The organism is Pedobacter sp. MR22-3 (assembly GCF_026240075.1).
GTDB lineage: Bacteria > Bacteroidota > Bacteroidia > Sphingobacteriales > Sphingobacteriaceae > Pedobacter.
Genome location: NZ_JAPIVF010000004.1, coordinates 395,238 through 415,779, shown reverse-complemented (window position 1 = coordinate 415,779; position 20,542 = coordinate 395,238). Strand labels below are relative to the sequence as shown.

14 protein-coding genes are annotated in these 20,542 nt (G+C 40.4%); 12 read left to right on the top strand and 2 right to left on the bottom strand.

All coding sequences use genetic code 11. The features are described from left to right. Positions 1 to 261: 261 nt before the first annotated feature. From OQ267_RS11565 to OQ267_RS11530, 8 genes are all read left to right on the top strand, one after another. Positions 262 to 3,525, top strand: coding sequence for a SusC/RagA family TonB-linked outer membrane protein (locus OQ267_RS11565; RefSeq protein WP_265836048.1), 3,264 nt, complete (start codon positions 262 to 264; stop codon positions 3,523 to 3,525). A 6-nt stretch (positions 3,526 to 3,531) separates the two neighbouring features. Next, positions 3,532 to 4,929 (top strand): RagB/SusD family nutrient uptake outer membrane protein, encoded by a 1,398-nt coding sequence (locus tag OQ267_RS11560; RefSeq protein WP_265836047.1) that lies wholly within the window; start codon positions 3,532 to 3,534, stop codon positions 4,927 to 4,929. Positions 4,930 to 4,935: 6 nt separating this feature from the next. Continuing rightward, complete coding sequence (locus OQ267_RS11555) at positions 4,936 to 6,132, top strand: TlpA disulfide reductase family protein (RefSeq protein WP_265836046.1); 1,197 nt, start codon at positions 4,936 to 4,938, stop codon at positions 6,130 to 6,132. A gap of 19 nt (positions 6,133 to 6,151) precedes the next feature. After that, positions 6,152 to 7,294 (top strand): TlpA disulfide reductase family protein, encoded by a 1,143-nt coding sequence (locus OQ267_RS11550; protein ID WP_265836045.1) that lies wholly within the window; start codon positions 6,152 to 6,154, stop codon positions 7,292 to 7,294. Between the two features lie 279 nt (positions 7,295 to 7,573). Then, entirely contained in the window at positions 7,574 to 7,789 is a 216-nt protein-coding gene (locus tag OQ267_RS11545; RefSeq protein ID WP_265836044.1) for a hypothetical protein, read from the top strand. Positions 7,790 to 7,966: 177 nt separating this feature from the next. Continuing rightward, on the top strand, positions 7,967 to 10,342 hold the full coding sequence (locus OQ267_RS11540) for a TonB-dependent receptor (protein ID WP_265836043.1): 2,376 nt from the start codon (positions 7,967 to 7,969) through the stop codon (positions 10,340 to 10,342). A gap of 10 nt (positions 10,343 to 10,352) precedes the next feature. Beyond that, positions 10,353 to 11,096: a DJ-1/PfpI family protein gene (locus OQ267_RS11535; protein WP_132401754.1), complete on the top strand. Its 744-nt coding sequence runs from the start codon at positions 10,353 to 10,355 to the stop codon at positions 11,094 to 11,096. Positions 11,097 to 11,122: 26 nt separating this feature from the next. Continuing rightward, a complete protein-coding gene (locus OQ267_RS11530) occupies positions 11,123 to 12,073 on the top strand; it encodes a DJ-1/PfpI family protein (RefSeq protein ID WP_265836042.1) in 951 nt (316 codons plus the stop codon). A gap of 662 nt (positions 12,074 to 12,735) precedes the next feature. Here the strand turns inward: OQ267_RS11530 and OQ267_RS11525 are convergent. After that, positions 12,736 to 14,346: a GMC family oxidoreductase gene (locus OQ267_RS11525; protein WP_265836041.1), complete on the bottom strand. Its 1,611-nt coding sequence runs from the start codon at positions 14,344 to 14,346 to the stop codon at positions 12,736 to 12,738. Positions 14,347 to 14,693: 347 nt separating this feature from the next. Here OQ267_RS11525 and OQ267_RS11520 point away from each other — a divergent pair, with 347 nt between their 5' ends. Together OQ267_RS11520 and OQ267_RS11515 are read left to right on the top strand one after the other, a co-directional pair. Beyond that, complete coding sequence (locus tag OQ267_RS11520) at positions 14,694 to 15,719, top strand: MBL fold metallo-hydrolase (RefSeq protein ID WP_265836040.1); 1,026 nt, start codon at positions 14,694 to 14,696, stop codon at positions 15,717 to 15,719. A 286-nt stretch (positions 15,720 to 16,005) separates the two neighbouring features. After that, the gene (locus OQ267_RS11515) at positions 16,006 to 16,908 is read left to right on the top strand and encodes an AraC family transcriptional regulator (RefSeq protein WP_265836039.1); all 903 of its coding nucleotides are present in this window, start codon (positions 16,006 to 16,008) and stop codon (positions 16,906 to 16,908) included. 52 nt (positions 16,909 to 16,960) lie between these two features. Here OQ267_RS11515 and OQ267_RS11510 read toward each other — a convergent pair whose 3' ends face one another. Next, the gene (locus OQ267_RS11510) at positions 16,961 to 17,953 is read right to left on the bottom strand and encodes an alpha/beta hydrolase (RefSeq protein WP_132396701.1); all 993 of its coding nucleotides are present in this window, start codon (positions 17,951 to 17,953) and stop codon (positions 16,961 to 16,963) included. A gap of 484 nt (positions 17,954 to 18,437) precedes the next feature. On the opposite strand from OQ267_RS11510, the gene OQ267_RS11505 reads away from it, so the two are divergent. Together OQ267_RS11505 and OQ267_RS11500 are read left to right on the top strand one after the other, a co-directional pair. Beyond that, a complete protein-coding gene (locus OQ267_RS11505) occupies positions 18,438 to 19,322 on the top strand; it encodes a helix-turn-helix domain-containing protein (protein WP_265836038.1) in 885 nt (294 codons plus the stop codon). A 180-nt stretch (positions 19,323 to 19,502) separates the two neighbouring features. Continuing rightward, the gene (locus OQ267_RS11500) at positions 19,503 to 20,540 is read left to right on the top strand and encodes an efflux RND transporter periplasmic adaptor subunit (protein ID WP_265836037.1); all 1,038 of its coding nucleotides are present in this window, start codon (positions 19,503 to 19,505) and stop codon (positions 20,538 to 20,540) included. Positions 20,541 to 20,542: the final 2 nt, after the last annotated feature.

Here is a 20,542-nt window from a genome sequence, read left to right as displayed (position 1 = left end):
CCTAACAATTAACCAAAAACAAACATGAAATGAAAAAACACTTACGAAAGCCGCTTTAACAAGCTAAGAGGGTTCCTGAAAAACGCAGAAGTGGTTCGGAGCACTCCTGCGGAATTATTGGGTTAACCCTTCCGATATGATCGGTAAAACAATTTGGTCAACTATTAAACGTATTAACCCATACTTACAAAAGTAATGAATTTCCCTGCTATTATAAAGGGCATGCCGAAGGCGTGGCCCCCTCCAAAAATTTTCCTGGTTATGAAACTGATAACGCTAATAATCATCATCACCCTGGTACAAGCCAGCGCCAAAGGATATGGACAGAAAATCACTTTAAATGAAACGAATGCGACACTTGAAAAAGTGTTGAAAGCGGTAGAAAAGCAGTCGGGCTTTGTTTTTTTCTACGATGCTGAAGATGTTAAACAAGTGGTCAATGTACATGTGAAAAATGCAAGCCTTGAAGATGCGCTTGCTGTATGCCTCAAAAATGTTGCATTAACCTATAAAATTGCCGAAAAAACCATCTTTTTACAGCGCAGGAAATCTGAAGTAAATCAGAGAAAAAATCCGCTTGCAATAACAGAATTAATAGATGTTCACGGTAAGGTGATTGACGAAAAAGGAGTTCCTTTACCTGGTGTCACCGTTACGGTAAAAGCAACTGGCAAAACCGCGATAACAGCGAGTAATGGTGAATTTAACCTTACCGGCGTTGATGAAAATGCGGACATATTGTTCTCCTTCATCGGTTATAAGACGGTGAGCGTGAAGGCCAGAAGAGAACTTTCCACAATCCAGTTAGAGGCTTCTGTTTCAAGCCTGGATAACGTGCAGGTTATCGGTTACGGAACAACGACGAAAAGACTAACAACGGGATCAATTGCCACGATTAAAGCCGAAGATATCGAAAAACAGCCAGTTTCAAATCCTATCTTAACTTTGGCTGGAAGAATGGCTGGCGTTCAGGTTACTGAGGGTAGTGGCATTTCTGGTGGGAATTTTCGAATTATTATCCAAGGTCAAAATACCATTAATGCTGGGTTATTACCACTTTATATCATAGATGGGGTACCATTTGGTGGTCAGCCCATTGAAAGCACCGCAGGCGCGTCTACCAGTGCGCCACCAATAGTGGGTGGCACAGGTATAAGCCCGCTGAATACCTTATCACCCAACGATATTGAAAGTATATCCATCCTCAAAGATGCAGATGCGACGGCTATTTATGGTTCGAGGGCGGCAAACGGTGTTGTGCTGATCACAACAAAAAAAGGCAGATCGGGTAAAACGAAGCTGGACGTTGATGTTTACAGCGGGATAAGTGAAATCAACCGGATGCTTCCGATGCTTAATGCTGAACAATACCTCATTATACGTAATCAGGCTTTTAAAAATGATGGAATAACGCCAACCACGTCTAATGCAGCAGATCTCACGCAATTCAATACGGGAAGTAATAATAATTTTCAGAAGATATTTTTCGGAAATACAGGGCATTTCACGAACGCCAACGCGACATTGTCAGGTGGTAATGAATTGACTCAGTTCCTGGTTAGTGCAAATGTAAGACATGAAGGTTCCATTTTACCTGGGAATTCAGCAGATGACAGGGCAGAGGTGAGATACAATTTGCAGCATCATACGGCCGACAATAAATTCTTTTTTAATACGGCTGTAAGCTTTACCAAGGATAACAATAACATTGTACCCTTATACATCAATCAGATTTATGCGTTACCTCCAAATCTTCCCTTATACAATTCTAGCGGAAAGCTGGCCTGGTATACAGGATATAATAATCCTGCAGCAGCTCTAAAAAATGTTTATTCCGTTAAAACCAATAACCTGTTGGCGAATGCAACTGTAGGTTATAATATTTTGCCCGGTTTTAGCTTTAAAACAGATCTGGGCTATAACAGGATAGGCGTTAATTCACTTAATGCTACGCTCATCGCTGCTCAAAACCCGGCGAATGCCGCCTCGGCAACCGGAGAGGTTACCAAGATTAGTACAACCAATGAGTTAATTGTCATAGAGCCGCAGTTAAACTATGCCCGCAATTTCGGTAAAGGAAAACTGGAAGCTTTGCTTGGCGGAACTTATCAAAATGCAAATAACGATCAGGATCTTTTTTTGCTGGGTGCTTTCCGAAATGACGCTTTATACAACGATTTGGGAAGTATTACGCCGCTTATCAACGCAAATGGTTCAGTAAAGACCCGGTATGCTTCTGTTTTCAGCAGGTTGAACTTCAATTGGGATAATAAATACATTATCAGCGGCAGTTATAGAAGAGATGGTTCTTCCCGTTTCTCGCCAGGTAACCGCTTCGGAAATTTCGGCAGTGTTGGCGCGGCATGGATATTCTCTGAAGAAGATTTTATCAAAAACAATTTAAGCTGGCTAAGTTTTGGGAAGTTGAGAGGCAGCTACGGCAGCATCGGTAATGACCAGATCAACGATTATGGATATGCACAGTTATACCAAAGCGGATTTACCTCTTATAACGGTCAAACAGGACTCTCTCCATCAAGTATCGTTAACGACGGCAATTATTCCTGGGAGGTCACGAAAAAATTTAACCTGGCGATCGATCTGGGATTGCTAAAAGACCGTATTTCAATTTCCGGAAATTTCTTCCGCAACAGGACCAGCAATCTATTGGTCTATAGTGTTCCCGTGGCTTCGCAGGCTGGGTTCGACGGTTATACCGGTAATTTACCAGGAACCCTGGTTCAAAACAGGGGCTTCGAGTTCGAACTGAATACTTCAAATATAAGTTCAAAACGCTTTACCTGGAAGACTTCTGCCAACCTGACGATCGCCAGGAATAAATTGCTGGCTTATCCGGGACTGTCAACTGCATATTATTCGACCGGTTATTTTAGCCAGGGTTATGCGATCGGACAGTCACTGAACCTCCTGTCCGGTTACCAATATACAGGTATGGTTAACGGAATTACCAAAGTAGCTGACCTTAATGGTGACGGCTTTATTAGCCCTGGCTTAGCCATAAATCAAAAGGGAGATTTTGATATTTTAGGTACGAAAGATCCTAAGTTTTACGGTGGTCTGAACAATAGCATTTCTTTTGACAGGTTTCAACTTGATTTTCTTTTCCAGTTTGTAAAACAGAAAGCATATAATATTTACAGCTACCTCAATACATTTGGATTCCCGGCGCCTGGTGGAAACTATAATTTACCGGAAGATATCCTGAAGTATAACATATCTTATAGTACATTGGCTAGTTCCGATGCTGCTCAGGCCTACAACAATTACTTTAAATTGTCCAGCGCTACCGTTAGCGATGCGTCTTTTATCAGGCTAAAAAATGTTTCCCTTAACTATAAATTTCCGCAGGGCATCAAGGAAATCGGCGTCAAAAATTTAAGTATTTATTTAAGAGGTCAAAATCTTTGGACGAAAACAAAATATGTAGGATTTGATCCGGAAACTCAGGGAACGGGAATTCCCCCATTGAAATTATACACTTTAGGTTTACAAGCTTCATTTTAATAGGATATGAAACAGATCACTCAACATAAGCCGGCATTATATCACACCCATTCTTCAAGACTGCGCTTGAACTTAGGGAAAACCGGCATCAAACCTGGGCTTATCGTAACCCTGGTTTTGTTCCTGTTCAGCAGTTGTAACAAACTCGTCGACGTAGGGCCGAAAAAGAACAGCCTTACTCCAGAAGCAGTCTTTTCTGATTCTGTAACGGTAAACTCGGCACTCATCGCATTATATGCTCAAGGTGGAGCTTATAGCGGTAGCTTAACTTATTTAAACGGTTTGTACAGCGACGAACTAACCAATCCCAGTTACCCGCAATACCAGGGTAACGCGTTGAATTCAGCAGATCGAAGCGCGGGGACAATCTGGCAAGAATCTTATGCTAACATTTATAAAGCAAATGCGATTATAGAAGGCGTTCAAAAATCCGCTACACTATCCTCTGTAGCTAAATTACAGGCGATGGCAGAAGCTAAATTTTTCAGGGCCTTTTGCCACTTTTATCTGGTTAATATCTTTGGTAATATCCCGTTAATCACCACGACTGATTTGGCAGTAACCGGACGTCAGCCACAAACTTCTGCTCTATCTGTATATCAGCAAATGATCAATGATCTGTCGGATGCAGCGGCAAATCTGCCTGCTGATTATTCCAGGTCCAGTGGTTCCCGTGTGAGAGTAAACCAGTTTGCCGCCAGGGCGTTACTAGCCAGGGTATATCTGTATAATAAAGATTACCAGAATGCACTCATACAATCCGGGTTGGTCATCGGTAGTAGCAATTATAGATTATCAAGCGATTTAAATTCGGTTTTCCTGGCCAACAGCAATGAGGCTATATGGCAGTACGATTCTAGCATTGTCGGGTATCCCGCAATTGCGCAGAATTTTGTACCCTCGGCAGGTGCACAGCCACAATTTATTGTTAGCTCTCAATTGCTCAACTCGTTTGAAAATGGTGATGTACGTAAAATTTCCTGGATAGGGACATCAGCTGGTTTTCCATACCCGTCCAAGTATTTTGCATTATCGGGCGGAAGGCAATTTGATGTGGTTTTAAGACTGTCCGAACAGTATCTGATCCGTTCAGAGGCACGGGCGCAGCTGAATGACATCACCGGTGCGCAAAGCGATTTGAATATAATTAGAAAACGCGCCGGGTTAGCGAATACCTCAGCTGCGGATAAGGCTACTTTGCTTCTGGCAATTGAACAGGAAAGACGTGTTGAACTTTTTTGCGAATGGGGCCATCGTTTTCTGGATCTAAAAAGGACAGGCAGGCTTGATGCGGTACTGGGTGCAGAAAAACCTGGTGTATGGAAATCAAATGCGGCGTTATTTCCGATACCAGCGATAGAGATTGGAAAAAATAACAATCTGGTTCAGAACCCAGGCTATTAAACATCTATGAAAAAATTACAGCTAAATATATTTTCTTCCATCAACACCAGACTTCTGGTGTTGATGTTGATGCTACACATTACTTATGCCAAGGCACAAACAAACATGTCAGGCCGTTACCGCTTAAACCTGGACCTTAAGCAGGCAAAAGCACACCCTAAAAAAATCTATTTATGGTATGACGCTTTTAGTAAAGGTGAAAAAGTAACCTATATGGACAGTGCAATTGTAAATAACGGGAAGGTTGAATTTACAGGAACAATCAATGAACCCCATGAAGCTCAATTATCTATTAACCCTCCATTGTCGAAACAAATGGCAAACGAAGGAGACCGGCTGAATTTTTACCTTACAACCGGTATGATAAACATCATTGTTGGCGATTCATTAAATCGCTACACTCAAAAAGGGGGCTATTTCCTGAAAGATTATCAGGCTTTTTCAAAGGTTAAAAGATATTATGACCACAAGGTTATTGCGCTGGCGATGAAAACAATGCAATTGGACCGTCATAAAGATTCCACCCAATACCAACAGGCAAGTAAGGAATTTGATAAGATGGTCGATTTCTATGCGAACAGTGTATGCAAAAACTGGGTCATGCAACATCCTGCAACGCCTGTCTCTTTGTTGCCGTTACGATGGTTTGCCGGAAGCGTAATCCACGATCCCTTCGGAGTCGATTCTGTATATAACCATTTAACGAAATCTGTCAAAAGTTTACCTTCAGCAATCGACATCAAGCGACGAATCGATAATGTGAAGCGATCGGCCATTGGGAATGAAGCACCGCTATTTATGATGGCAGATACTGCTGGAAAGCCCGTATCACTGGAGGCTTATCGGGGGAGTTATGTATTGCTGGACTTTTGGGCGAGCTGGTGCGCGCCCTGCCGCCGGGAAAACCCCAACATTATCGCCAACTTTAATAAGTATCATTCCAGGAACTTCATGGTCATCAGCGTTTCGCTGGATAATCAGGGTACTAAAAGCGCCTGGTTAAAAGCCATTATTAATGACAAACTTGAAAAATGGCCGCACCTTTCTGATCTTAAGGGTTTCAACAGTGCTGCAGCGTTGCTTTATGGCGTTCAGGCCGTTCCCCAAAATTTCTTAATCGATCCCTCTGGTAAGATCATTGGGAAAAATCTTTTTGGTTCCGAATTGACCCAAAAGCTGGAGCAAGTTCTGAAATCCCGTTGATACAAACACTAAAATAAACATGAAATACATTAGATTTTTAATGATCGCCGCCGTAGCGTCTATATATTCACAGATGCTTTACGCGCAGGCTAATACCTACTTCATAAATGGAAAAATCGGCGAATTGAACACACCTGCCAAAGCCTATTTGAACTATAAAAGTGCCGCTGGCTGGCAAATGGATTCGACTTTGATTAAACAAGGTAAATTTAGTTTTTCAGGCACGGTTCCCGAAGATCAACAAGCCACGCTGTTTGTGAACAAATCAGGCGATGGTGTGCGTTCAATAAATACCGTTTCCATTATACTATACCTGGAACCTGGAAATATTGATGTAAACAGTCCGGATTCAGCAAGTAACTCCTTGGTTTCCGGCGGACCATTGAATACAGATAATGCCCGTCTGAATACTTTGATGTCAACAGTAAATAAAAAAGTGAATATGATGATTAGCGACTATCGAAAAGCAACCAAAGAGAGGAAAGCGACCAGGGAGTTCAAAGATAAAATGGAAAAGACACGTGATTCAATTATCAGTGAGCAAAATAGTGTTAACTATTCTTTTATAAAGGACAATCCCAATTCACTAGTCAGCTTATTTGCTCTCCAAAACTATGCGGGTTCTTTTCCAGATGTCAATCAGCTGGAAACGATTTTTAATTCTTTATCCAAAAAAGTTCAGTCATCTAAACCAGGCAAAGACTATGCTGCCGAGATCGCGAGGATGAAAACTACACAGATTGGGGCAATCGCCCCGGATTTTACCCAGGCCGACACATCCGGTAAAGCTGTATCACTTCATGATTTTAAAGGTAAATATGTGCTACTTGATTTTTGGGCCAGCTGGTGCGGACCCTGTAGGGCAGAAAATCCAAACGTGGTTGCTGCCTACAACAAATATAAAGGCAGTGGATTCACTGTTGTTGGGATATCACTTGATCAGCAGGGTGCAAAAGATAAATGGCTAGGTGCCATCCACAATGATCACCTGACCTGGACGCAGCTGTCAGATTTAAAATCCTGGAAGAATCAGGTGGCATTGCTGTATTCGATTCAAGCGATTCCGCAAAATTTTCTTATCGATCCCGATGGTAAAATTGTAGCAAAAGACCTTCGGGGGCAGGATCTCACTAATAAGCTGCAAGAGATTTTTAAGAAATAAAACGGTTGTAATAGGATACTCATTACAACTAAATAAAAACTCATACTGATTCATTTTTCAGTATGAGTTTTAAATATAGAACAGCTTTAATATTCTTACCTTTGCAGGCAAATGTTAAAAAGGCTCATCGCAATATGTTTATTAATTGCCCTTCTTGGCTCCGCCTTTTCACGTTTTTTTGTCTATGCGGGATTTGAAATTAATAGTAAATATATTGCTGAAAACCTTTGTGTAAACAAAAGTCGTCCTTCGTTACATTGTGAAGGTAAATGTTACCTGATGGAAAAACTGAAGCAGGCTACCGAAAAAGAGAAAAAACAAGAACGCGAAGATATTAAAAGCAGGTACCAGCAAGCCTTGCCCGCATCCGTTTTTCACTTAAAATTTCAAACGCCGACCTTTGCAACTGTTTATCCTAAATTGCCGGTGCCGCAAACCATCGGGCGTTCCATATCTATCTTTCAACCTCCAAAGATAGCGCTGCAACAAGTTTAATATTTTCTTATGCTACCACCACTTTTACAAGTGTTGTGGGATAGGTATGATCTGACTTGTCTTCTTTTTCGGGATTTCTTGATATGTCCACTTTTAATTATTTACTGTTTTTTCCAGTAAAGCCATCTTTCAGGCCTAAAGGGCCTTGTTCGGGCTATTACCGGTGTTTTCACTATTATGAAGTATATAGCCCTATTAATCTTTTCCTTTTATAGTATATCTGTTGCCGCCCAAACCATTAGGGGTAATATCAGTTCAAAAAATGCTGAACCGATGACTGGTATTACCATCAGGTTAGAGGGCACAAACTATGCTACACAAACCATTGAAAATGGTGATTTTATTTTACGCAATGTAATGCCCGGCAACTATATACTAGTGGCCGCAGGCGTAGGGTATGCGGCTAAGAAGCAAAACATTCTTATCGTTTCTGGAAAAAATCTCTTCCTGAACCTTGAACTTGACCCTGCAACCGCACAATTAAAGGACGTAGTTGTCGCTATGCGTAAAAACCGTCATCGCGATCAGGCAAGTGCTTATGCGGCAAGGATGGATTTAAAAAATATAGAAAATCCACAGGTCATCAACACCGTTACCCATCAGCTCATCACCGAACAGGGAGCGACGGATTTAAACGGGATCATCAAAAATATCCCCGGAATTGCCAAAGGCTGGTCTTCTGTTTCCGCATATTACACCAGCAGGGGCTTTAATACACGCAACTACATTCGAAATGGAGTATCAGGTTACGTAACAGCTGATCTGGATATGGCCAACATTGAACAGCTCGAAGCCATTAAGGGTCCGTCAGGTACGCTGTTTGGCAGCTCACTAGTTTCCTTTGGAGGTGTTTTAAACCGCATTACAAAAAAGCCACTGGATACCGCTAAGATTGAAATCAGTTACCAGGGCGGAAGTTATGATCTGGATCGCTTTACAGCTGACATCAATACGCCACTGACTAAAGATAAAAAGGTATTATTCCGGGTCAATGCCGCACGACATTACGAAGGCAGTTTCCAGGATGCAGGTTTTATCCGCAGTACTTTTATTGCGCCCAGTTTATTTTACCAGGCGAGTGATAAATTAAGCTTTTCTTTAGATGTAGAAATCTATGAAAGGGAGGGTACTTCCCAACCGCAAATCATTCCGGCCGGACCAGGTATTAACCGATTAGGTGCAAACAATCCATCCACGTTGCCATTGGATTACAAAAGATCCTATTCCAACAATACGGTAACACTTAAAAATCCTGCCCAGAGCATCTACGGACAAGTCAATTATAAATTGTCAGACGAGTGGTCATCTCAAACTAACCTGATTCATACGCGCGCAGAAAACACGGGTAATTATGTAACTTTTACTTTGTTAAAAGGGGATAGCGCGCTGGTAAGAAATGTATCGCAGTACCCAACGAGTCTCTCCACCATCACCCAGATGCAGCAAAACTTTAATGGAGACTTTAACATCGCTGGTCTTCGCAACCGTGTTGTGATTGGGGTTGAATTTTATCAGAACGCGTCTGATTTTTCTTCTAACGCACTCAACGGGAGAGGAGGGCGTAAATCATTTGATACCCTGAATGTTAAAGGGGCGATGCCGAATTATGGCTTGATTAGCCCGGAATCTATCAATCATAAACTGGCGGGTTTAGCCCCGACCTATTCCCGGTCTCAATTGAATACCTACGCTGCTTATGTTTCCGATGTGCTGAATCTTACCGGCAGGCTTTCCGCAATGCTAAGTTTACGGGTAGACCGCTTCATAAATGAAGGTACCACCAATGTAACCACTAACCTGACGACCGGTAACTATAATCAGACTGCCTTTGCTCCGAAAATGGGCCTGGTTTATCAGCTGGTTAAAGACCGCGTATCTGTTTTTGGCAATTATACCAATGGTTTTCATAACGTTGCTCCTGTAACGCAACCTGACGGGAATGTTTCAACCTTTAAGCCCCAGTTTGCTAACCAGCTCGAAGGCGGGGTTAAAGCTGAACTCTCTGGCGATTTGTTGACCGCTTCCCTAAGTTATTATGACATCAGCGTAAAGAACAGCTTAAGAACCGAAGTAGACAGACCAACTTTTACCACACAGGAAGGCACCCAATACAGTAAAGGTGTTGAGGTTGACCTGTTCTCAAGGCCAGTTCAAGGATTACTTTTAAATGCCGGCTTTGCCTATAATGATAGCCAGCTTACTTCTGCCGATGCAACGGTAACGGGCTTACGTCCTGTTAACTCCGGCCCATCCAAAACAGGAAACTTCTATGCTAGTTATACCCTACCTTATTCAGCCCTAAAAGGATTAGGACTAGGCTTTGGTGGAAATTTCTACAGCAGGAATTACATCATCAACAATACCACCGCTGGTCAGTTTTATCTGAATGCCTACAGGCTATTCAATGCGGCTGTATTTTACAACAAAGCAAAATATCGTGTCGGTTTGAATGCAGACAATATTACAAATACAAAATTTTATAATGGTGGTTTCGGAACCATTACCCCGGGTGGCTTACGCAGATTCGTAGCCAGCTTAACTGTTAAATTTTAATCTATCAATCATGAAAAAATTACTTTTATTACCTTTTCTTTTATGCTGTTTACTCTCCTTTGCCCAGCAGGAAACCAGCCCCGTTAAAAAATTAAATGTAGCCTTATACATCTATCCGGGTGTTGGCCTGGGCGATCTGAATGGTCCGGCTGATGTTTTTTTGAAGGCCGCCGGGCTAACCAAGGGGCAGTATAAGGTATACACGTTTGCCTTGCAGCAGGGACAAATCCGCACGCAGGGAAACGGATTAAAACTCACCGCGGACTATCTGGAAAGTGAAATGCCTAAGCCTGATATCCTGGTTATTCCCGGTGGCAGTTTCGGCCTGATGGATACGATGTGCCTTGATCCTAAAGTAATTGGCATGCTTAAAAAATATCAAAATCAGGTAGACGTGATGATGTCTGTTTGTACCGCATCTTACCTGCTGGGTAAAGCTGGTATATTAGATAATCATAAAGCAACAACCCATTATTTTATAGCAGATGATTTTCAGACCCAATATCCGGCTTTAACCCTGGTTAAAGATGTAAGGTATGTCGATGAAGGAAAAGTGATGACCTGTTCCGGAGTTACCTCTGGAATGGATGGTGCGCTTCATCTGATCAAAAAATACAGCGGCGATTCAATCGCTGCGATGTTGAGCCGTGCCATACAGTACACTCCTCACGAGCAGGAAAAGTGGCCTGTCGCACCAAATGGGATGAAGTTTGACCGCAACTGGAAGAAAAAACAAGTTTCAGTCAAACAGTAAATTGGCCCTAATTTAATACGATGAACATGGAAAATTTTAAAAATATAATAGCCACTTGTTTAGTAATATGGTTAAGTATACTCAGTTTTGGATGTAAACAGACTGAAGAAAAAAAGGACCATAAAACGCCCATGCAGGATAATAGAATAAAGGTGGGCATACTGGTGTATCCGGGCGTAGAGCTTTTGGATTTTTCGGGCCCTGCCGAAGTATTCAGCAACAGCAAGTACTTTCAGGTTTATACTATATCCGTAAATCCAGGTAAGGTCAGCACCAAGAACAATACATTAAGCATGAATCCTGATTTTACAATTTCCAATGCGCCCGAGCCAGATATACTGGTCCTGCCTGGGGGAAAATTAGAGGCTATTGGACTTGTAAGCGGAAATAGAAAGGTGATGGATTGGATCACTAAAGTAAATGTACATACCAAATTAACCATGTCGGTTTGTACCGGTGCTGCAATCCTGTCGAAAGCAGGCTTACTGAATGGTAAAACTGCAACCACCCATTCCGGCGCTATAGATACCCTTCAGAAATTAACGCCCAAGGCCAGATTTATTAGTAATGTAAGGTTTGTTGAGGATGGCAAAATCCTCACCTCTGCGGGTATATCAGCCGGTATTGACGGTGCTTTGCATGTGGTAGAAAAACTGAAAGGACTAAAGGAGGCTTTGTTTGTAACCTCAATTATGGAGTATGACAAATGGAAACCGGAAGATGGAAAAGTTATAGGTGTAACCCAGGGGATGGATATAAGCAAGATGAAGCAGGATCACACCGCTGATGCTAATGCTGATGAGCGTATGGCTAAAACCACCGATACCGAAGAGAAAGATGTAGTTTGTGGGATGACGGTGACAATGGGGCGTTCAAAATACTTCTCTACCTATAAAGGAAAAGACTATCACTTTTGTTCTGCCAGCTGTAAAAACTTGTTTGATAAAAATTCTGCATTGTATGCTTCGGAAAATTAAAAAAAAGTAGTGTGTTTTATTTATTAAATGACTGTTTTACAGTTTTTTGTTTATAAAAAGAGTTAGATGTGCCATAACATTTATGAGTATTGCGAGGCGGTGTTGAATTTTGGAAAGTAGTAAATAATAAGGTTGAGGAAAGTATAGGATGAAGAAACTATTGTATTAAGTATTTTCAGTACCGGACAAACTGTATAGTTATAAGTCGATAAGATCCAGTTAAATGCAGAAGGGGAAACCATTTTTGCCGAAAATACTCAACAAACTCGGATGCTTGATGATTATACCATTGACTTACTGTCATTCTAGCGAAGGATTTGCAGTAGCAAGAATGTGATCAGTTAATACAGCTCCTCTGTTATACCGGAATACTTAACGAAGGTTTTGAAAAAGGTTCGGCCAGACAACCCGTGAAATAATCGAAGAATCCGTTATTATAAATGCCAGGGATCTACTTCTCAATACAAATCTAAATATTGCAGAAATATCCGGTCAATTGAATTTCAGTTACAAGTATTTTAGGTAAACTCTTTAAAAATAAAATGAAAATTTATCGAAGAACTTTAGGGCTGATAACCTATAAATAAAAGTCCCTTCATTTGTCAGACTTTGATATCTCAAATGAAAGGACGTTTATAAATGGATAATAGACTGATTATATATTATTTATCATGTAAAATAATCTCTGCTGCTCTGGAAGCCATTGCCATCATCGGACCGTTTCCGTTGCCTGATACCATACTTGGAAGTATTGAGCAATCCATGATCCTGATTCCTTCAAAGCCTCTCAACCGAAGTTTTCCATCCACTGGATCGTGATCATTAGGCCCCATTTTACATGTAGAAATCGCATGGTATCCAGAGAAACCTTTGTCAACAACCAGATTGATAAGGTCCTCGGGAGAAACCATATCTACTCCTGGAAGAGTTTCATGATCAAGATATTCGGCAATCGGATTTGAAGCGAACAAGTTTCGAAGTCTCGAATAGAGATTGATAAGAATGTCTTTGTCATGCCCGGTTGCACAGTAGTTAGGATCAATATATAAATCAGAATGAACGTCTTTTCCTGTGATTTCCAGATATCCTTCTGAAGTGGGGCGCAAAGGATAACCTATTGATTGTACGCCTCCCCATTTTTCTATTGTTGGTGATTGACCTGGAGCATATTCGTTCACTGTAAAAGGCGACAATAGCATCTGCGCATCTACACGCCCCTTTTCCGGGGTTGATTTACAGAAACCCATTACCTGATAGGATGGCTTCGCCATAATACCCTGTCTTCCCGAGATGAAATATTTAAGTCCCGAAATGGCCTGGGCCAATGGATTATTGATATGCCTGTTCATTCCAATATTCTCCTTGAGCCTATATTTTAAAATAAGGTTTCTGTGTTCTACCAAATGTCGGCCGATATGCTGCTGATCGAGTCTTACCTCTACACCGGCTTTCTTCAATACCTCTGACGGACCTATGCCGGAGTTCATCAGTATTTTAGGCGATTTTATACCCCCTAATGAAAGTATAACCTCTTTTTCGGCAAATATTATTTCCGTTTTTCCTTTGCTAGTTACCTGTACACCAATCACCCTGCTGCCCTTGAAAATTAATTTTTCTGCCAGTGTTTCAGTAACAATAGTCAGATTTTCTCTATTTTGTATCGGTTCTAAAAAAGCATGGGCCGCGCTAACCCGTTGACCGTTTTTGATGTTGCAAATCGTATGCCCGATTCGCTCTTCATCAGATTCATTAACATCCACAAGCCTCTTTAGTCCAACTTTTGTTCCTGCCTCAATTACAGCTTCCATTAATGGGTCAGGATCCGAGAGCGGACCTACACCCAAAGGGCCACCTACTCCGCGGGTAGGGGACTCTCCGAGACGATTGTCTTCTATTTTCTTATAATGTTCAACTATATGTTTCCAGGCAAAGTCATCTGCACCTCCCGCTATGGCAAGTGCATCCCAGTCCGGCTGCGTTCCTCTGTTGTAAACCATTCCATTAATCGCGCTCGAACCGCCGAGCGTCTTACCTCGTGCCCATTCTTCATAAATGTTAGCTTTACCAAAAGTTTTTGTACGATAATGCCAGGCATATTTTTCACTACCTATAAGAACACCAAAACCCATGGGTATTTTAATGAACATCGAATTATCTTCGGGTCCCGCTTCAACCAGAAGTACCCTGTTGTTTTTATCCGCTGATAGTCGGTTTGCTAAGACACAGCCTGCAGAGCCAGCTCCCAAGACTATATAATCATATTTTTGATCCATATTATTAGATATATTAATAATCACCTTTTTATACAAAACTGGGAGTTATATATTAGATAGGAAAGGTCGTTTTGATGGCAAAATTGGTCTAAAACAGATGCGTTACCCACCAAAAACAGCTATTGATGTTCATAATGTAAATTGTAGCGCGGTTGACCTGAAGGAAAATGTTCCATCGTTTTGATAAAATATTTTTTAGAAATCATTCAAAAGACAAAATATAATTAAGTTTAGCGTAACCAACCATAAAGAAATAATTCTAAGTGTTGAAATTGAAGCTTGCTTGAATGCAGGACTTTTTCTTTTGATTGACTAACTTTATCCCATTTATTAATCGAATTCAGGTTATGAAGATTTTCGGTAAGAATCCATCCAAAGCGAGGCAGGCATTTTTTGCTGATAAAAGTTCTTATAAAATAGATAGGTTTCAAAACCAATTAGATGAACCCTTGATAAATGTTTCGACATTAGAAATCATAAAAGGGTATTTTAACAGGCCGAAAAATATCATTCCAAACGGCTTGGTGCCATCCCTAAAAACGAATCTTAAGACTATGACTTGCGATAAGCCCACGGTAGTCTGGTTTGGTCATTCATCTTATTTAATTAAACACAAGAATATAAGCGTTCTCGTAGATCCGGTATTTTGTGGCTATTCCTCTCCATTTTCATTCTATGCTAAAGCCTTCAAAGGTTCCAATAACTATCAGGTTAGAGATCTGCCTTTGATAGACTATCTTGTCATTTCACATGATCATTATGATCATCTTGATTATGAAACAATGGTGAAGCTGAAAGATTTGGTAAAACAGGTTATAACACCGTTGGGACTGGGTTCACATCTTGAATATTGGGGTTGGGAAACTTCCAAAATTATAGAATTGGACTGGGAGGAAAAATTTGTATCATCAGACAGTTCTGTAACTTTAATTGCTACTACCGCGATGCATTCATCCGGAAGGGGTTTGGCGACTTGTAAAACATTATGGACTTCATATGTTTTAGAGTTGGATGGAAACAAAATTTTTTTGGGAGGAGACAGTGGTTATGGCCCTCATTTTTCTGAAATTGGAGAAAAATATGGACCATTTGATTTGGCTATTCTGGAAAACGGGCAATATAATCTCATGTGGCATCATGTACACTTGCTTCCCCACGAATGCATAATGGCAGCTAAAGATTTAAAAGCCAGTATGTTGTTTCCAATTCACTGGGGGAAATTTTGTCTCGCCTATCATCCATGGAACGAGCCAATAAAAAAGATTTGGCAAGAAGCAAAAATCAATAAAATCCAATTGACATCACCGATGATTGGAGAACCATATACAATTGGAAGTGAGCCTAAAGATAAGATCTGGTGGGATTTTGATTAATATATGTTCATTACTAATGTTACCATTATGCAAAATTTAACTGACTAAGCCTCAGGAAAAAAACGTCATTAAGTTAACTTTTGAACGTTGAGGTATAATTGGATTAAAACTGTTCAAGTTGCGTATTGATTTGTTTTGGAACGCTTTTTAAATTAGCCAATTGATGAGGAGTTAACAGGATGCCACCTCTTCTAAGTGGGTTGTTTTACGAGGTGAGATAAATTTTTGGTTTTCCGCTTATTTGCTTATTATAGCACATAACTATTAGTGGCGTCACAAAGTTGAAATGGCAAAAGATAAATTTACCCCGGTCTATAAAATATCGGATTTTAACGCTGTTGACTTTCTCAACTTACCTGATGGCGCACTAGAGTTTGAGACCAAAATTGATCAAATCAATTATAGACATGATCTGTTTACCAAACATTATAAGTCAGATTTCTTTGTCGTATTTTTAGTTACAAAGGGAAAAGTTATTGTCGAAATTAATCTCAAGGAGTATTGTGTAGCAGAAAATAGCCTTGCCATATTTACCCCAAATGATTTGAGGCGAAACAACTTTTCTAATGATTCCGCACAATATTCAGCAGTGGTATTTACAACTAATTTCTTCGCGAAATCAGGTATGTTTGGCAGTGCCTCGGATTTAATTAACTACTTTTCGACGCAATTTTCTCCGATATGGGATCTAAAGCGCTCAGAAGCTAGGAGCATCCTCGGATTTATTAAACAACTTTCACGACGCAAAGAGACTTTAGAAGAACATCCTTTCGGTAAACAATTACTTTACAGCACTTTTCATACTTTCTTGTACGAATTAGCTGGACTGAGTAGAAAATATATGGCTCTTATCAATCCCGCTATCTCCAGAAAAGAGAATCTCGTCAGGGATTTCACTGAGCTGGTGCAGAAACATTTTGTCGATGACCGAAAGGTAAAAAATTATGCTAATAAGCTGAATATAACCCCAAAATATTTGAGTGAAACCGTAAGGGAGATTTCCGGAAAAACAGCTGGTGATATCATTGACCTCTATGTTATTCAAGAAGCGGTATTGCTGTTGAACAATAGTAAGCTCAGTATCTCTGAAATCTCTGACAGGCTGAATTTTAGCAACCAATCTTTTTTTGGGAAATTTTTTAAACGCCATACTGGCCTGTCCCCCAAAAAACAGCGGAACGCACATTGATCAATGATAAAAAAGATGCTCCTGATGAAAATATCATCAGGAACATCATCAATTAACCATTCAAGTTTTCGTTGAAGAAAAAGGTTAATTTATCAACAGCTGGCTCAACATAACAATCTATATCGTATAGGTCCAGGTGTGTTGAACCTTCTATGATAAACAATTCCTTGGGTTCATTAGCTGTTTGATATGCAAGCTCATTGGCTTTTCTGCTCGCCGCTTTACTTCCGGCTATAAAAAGGACCGGATTGGGAGAAATTAATTTAATGCTGTCTAGCGCAGAGAACGAGGCGAGCTTTTCGAATGACCACGCAAGGGTTTTGTTATCCCAATTAGGATTTGCGCCCCGTGCACTGTCAAAATAGTAATCCGGAGCCTGTTTTAATAATTCCATCACGTTAGGTGCGCCTGCTGGTGGAATCAATGGATAATATAAAGGCTCAGCCCCTTGTGAAAACGCCTGTCTTGCTTTTGACGAAGCTTCAAAAGCTGCTACCAGACCCTCAGTGCCGAACTGTTCTAAGATAGCTCCCTTGGGATCCGGCATTCCGCTGACTGTAGCGACCGCTTTTATTCTCCTGTCAGCTGCTGCGGCGGCAGGGCCATATCCACCACCCCCACATATTCCGATCAGTCCTATTGCATTTAAGTTAACTTCTAATCGATTAGTTAAGTAGCTAACTGCGTTCTTGATGTCTTCTATTTTATTATAAGGATCTTCATCAAACCGGGGAAAACCCTCACTTTCTCCGTATGAACGATGGTCGAAAGACATGGTTACGAAACCTTTTTTACAGAGTTCCATCGCATATCTACCAGAGGTCTGTTCTTTAACACCCCCTCCAGGAGCAACAACTAGTATGGCCGCTCTTTTCTCATTTGTCTTATAATTCCGGGGAATATACAAATGTCCGGCTAGCGTTAGATTACCACTCCTAAAATGAACATTTAAGGGAGTATGCGGAGAGTCTGGTGATATCTCATCTTGAGAGGCTTCTTTTGAAGTAATGCCATTTTCAGTAGTGAAGTGCTGAATATTTTCCATAATTGTAATTGTTTAATAAGCTGTAAAATTAAATCATGCCGAAGTTTTAAAAAGGTCTTTACTACCGTAAGATTGGTCTAAAACACTTATTTCAGATCAATTAGATTAGCATACTGAACTTAAAGGGGTATAGACTATAAGTATGTCATTGCCCTCGATAAATGGTATAATTTTAACATTTCAACTCAAATCAACAATACGCTCGGGGAGTAAAAACGGTTGGGCTAAATAAAATTCCCAGAAAGAGAGAAAAGAAGGATTTACAATTTTGCTATGAATTATCTCCATTGGGCAGGAACCTATTTAGATAATGGGCGTTTCAAATGAATACATGGATAGAGTTGTTAAAGTATGGATTATCAACAATAATGACCTCTTCAATCGAAAAAAATATCGCTACATTTAGCTTCAATAATTTAAAGCATTCAGAAAATTTAGCCTTAAAAAAAAGTAATTTTCGAAAAAATATATCCCCGGAATAAAAATGGAAAACACTCGTCAAGACTATTTGTCTGCATTCAAGGAAAACTTTTATGTACTGACCGAAGATGATGTTGAAAAGCTTCCAATTCAAAAAGCATTCCGTTCCAACCATTTTGCATTGATTGTATGTACTAAAGGTGAATTCGTTTTTCAGCACAACTTAATACCTTTAAGCGTAAAAAAGGGTCAGGCTTGCATTATCCTACACAACTCGCTTAATCTGATTGAGCATATTTCCGAAGATTTCTCCTTTCATTGCCTGGCCTTTACATTGCCTTTTTTGGAGCAACTGGCGATTTCATTAAGCACAGATGATATTTTCAAGTTATTCAATTCTACGACCCAATTACACTATGAATTAACCGAAAATGAAGCAGCTGATCTTCATGCTGAAATGTCGTTGCTAAGGAAAAAGACAATATCCCTGGGAGATCGTTCTGATCCATGGGATCCGATCAAATACCTTATTTTAACTATATTTTCTGATTTTGGAATTATTTTCGGCAAATACAATCAGATAAGTCAAAATACTAATTTTACACGACGGGAAGTAATTGTCTCTGATTTTTTAAAACTACTGATGACCCATTTCACCAGGCAGAGGAGTGTTACCTTTTATGCCAACCTGTTGTTTATTACCCCAAGATATTTATCACAGGTGACTAAAGAGGTTACCAATAAAACTGCAGGGGAAATCATAGATGAGTACGTTATACGTGAAGCCAAAATTCTGTTAGAATCTCCGCAACAAAACGTTTCGATGGTAACATTCAGTTTGGGCTTTAGTGACCAATCTTTCTTCGGTAAATTTTTCAAGCGACATACCGGGCTTTCCCCATCTTCCTATCGATCGAAGTCCAAAATACCTCATAGTCAACCATTTTAGATCTATTTTTTGATAGGTAAGAGATTTTTATAATTTTATAATCAATACATCTTAATAAGCGGATATCGAAAATAAGAGTTTTTGACCAATTTCCCTAACATTCAAACCTGTTAGGTTTTAAGTATCGATAGCATATTTGCAGACAAATTTAAAGCGATGCAAATAACAGCTAAAAATACAATGTTTAGGAACAACCTTTACCAATTGGCACTCGCAATTGTTACAACTGTAACATTTGCCGCTTGCGGAAATAAAAAAACAGATAAATCACAGGAAGAAGTCCCTGTTCCCGTTGAAGTTAAAATGATTTCAAACGCGGCGGAAACCAAAAAACTCTCCTATTCGGGAACGATAGACCCAGACAATACCGCACAAATAGCTTTTGCGGTACCAGGTGTGGTGAGCAATATAACCGTTCAGGAAGGGCAACATGTTAACAAAGGCCAGTTACTGGCAACCATCGACGCTACTGAATATACCAATTCGGTAGCCATCGCAAACGCTGCGCTGGAACAGGCTCAGGACATGTTTAACCGGTTGGAAGGATTATACAAAAAAGGGAGTTTGCCGGAAAAGGATTTTATAGACATAAAGACCAAACTGGCCCAGGCTAAAGCCAGCAAAAATATCAATTCCAAAAGAGTATCGGATAGCAGGTTGTATGCGCCAATTTCGGGTATAGTCAGTTCCAGGTCGGTAGAAAGGGGAAGTACCGCGGCACCAGGTATTGTCGCTTTTACCATTATTAAGACAGACCAGGTTTATGCGCGTATATCGGTTCCGGAAAGTGAAGTCGGGGAAATGAAAAAATCGCTTAAGGTCACTGTACAAGTTCCTACACTATCAAAGAGTTTTAATGGTGTAATCTCTATCGTTAATCCCCAGGCAGACGCTGTTTCTAAAACCTATATCGTTAAAATCAGGTTAGATAATCCCAGTGGTATTTTATTACCGGGAATGATTACTAATGTGAACATCAACACCGGGGAAAAAATAAATGCGGTTATTGTACCCACTTCGGCCATCGTCCGTGATGCCGATGACATCACCTATGTATTTATTGCTTCAGAAAACAAAAAGGCCGTAAGAAAGAGGGTAACTACCGGAAACCTTAGCGGAAGTAATGAAGTGATCATTACCGATGGACTTAAATCAGGTAATAATCTGATTGTTGCCGGGCAATCTAACTTAAAAGAAGGTGCCTCAGTATCTTTTTAGTC

Coding starts and splice junctions, on each gene's coding strand:
- OQ267_RS11565 (WP_265836048.1), top strand. CDS start 262: ATGAAACTGATAACGCTAATAATCATCATCACCCTGGTACAAGCCAGC.
- OQ267_RS11550 (WP_265836045.1), top strand. CDS start 6,152: ATGAAATACATTAGATTTTTAATGATCGCCGCCGTAGCGTCTATATAT.
- OQ267_RS11520 (WP_265836040.1), top strand. CDS start 14,694: ATGAAGATTTTCGGTAAGAATCCATCCAAAGCGAGGCAGGCATTTTTT.
- OQ267_RS11540 (WP_265836043.1), top strand. CDS start 7,967: ATGAAGTATATAGCCCTATTAATCTTTTCCTTTTATAGTATATCTGTT.
- OQ267_RS11510 (WP_132396701.1), bottom strand. CDS start 17,953: ATGGAAAATATTCAGCACTTCACTACTGAAAATGGCATTACTTCAAAA.
- OQ267_RS11530 (WP_265836042.1), top strand. CDS start 11,123: ATGGAAAATTTTAAAAATATAATAGCCACTTGTTTAGTAATATGGTTA.
- OQ267_RS11560 (WP_265836047.1), top strand. CDS start 3,532: ATGAAACAGATCACTCAACATAAGCCGGCATTATATCACACCCATTCT.
- OQ267_RS11545 (WP_265836044.1), top strand. CDS start 7,574: ATGGAAAAACTGAAGCAGGCTACCGAAAAAGAGAAAAAACAAGAACGC.
- OQ267_RS11525 (WP_265836041.1), bottom strand. CDS start 14,346: ATGGATCAAAAATATGATTATATAGTCTTGGGAGCTGGCTCTGCAGGC.
- OQ267_RS11500 (WP_265836037.1), top strand. CDS start 19,503: ATGTTTAGGAACAACCTTTACCAATTGGCACTCGCAATTGTTACAACT.
- OQ267_RS11535 (WP_132401754.1), top strand. CDS start 10,353: ATGAAAAAATTACTTTTATTACCTTTTCTTTTATGCTGTTTACTCTCC.
- OQ267_RS11515 (WP_265836039.1), top strand. CDS start 16,006: ATGGCAAAAGATAAATTTACCCCGGTCTATAAAATATCGGATTTTAAC.
- OQ267_RS11555 (WP_265836046.1), top strand. CDS start 4,936: ATGAAAAAATTACAGCTAAATATATTTTCTTCCATCAACACCAGACTT.
- OQ267_RS11505 (WP_265836038.1), top strand. CDS start 18,438: ATGGAAAACACTCGTCAAGACTATTTGTCTGCATTCAAGGAAAACTTT.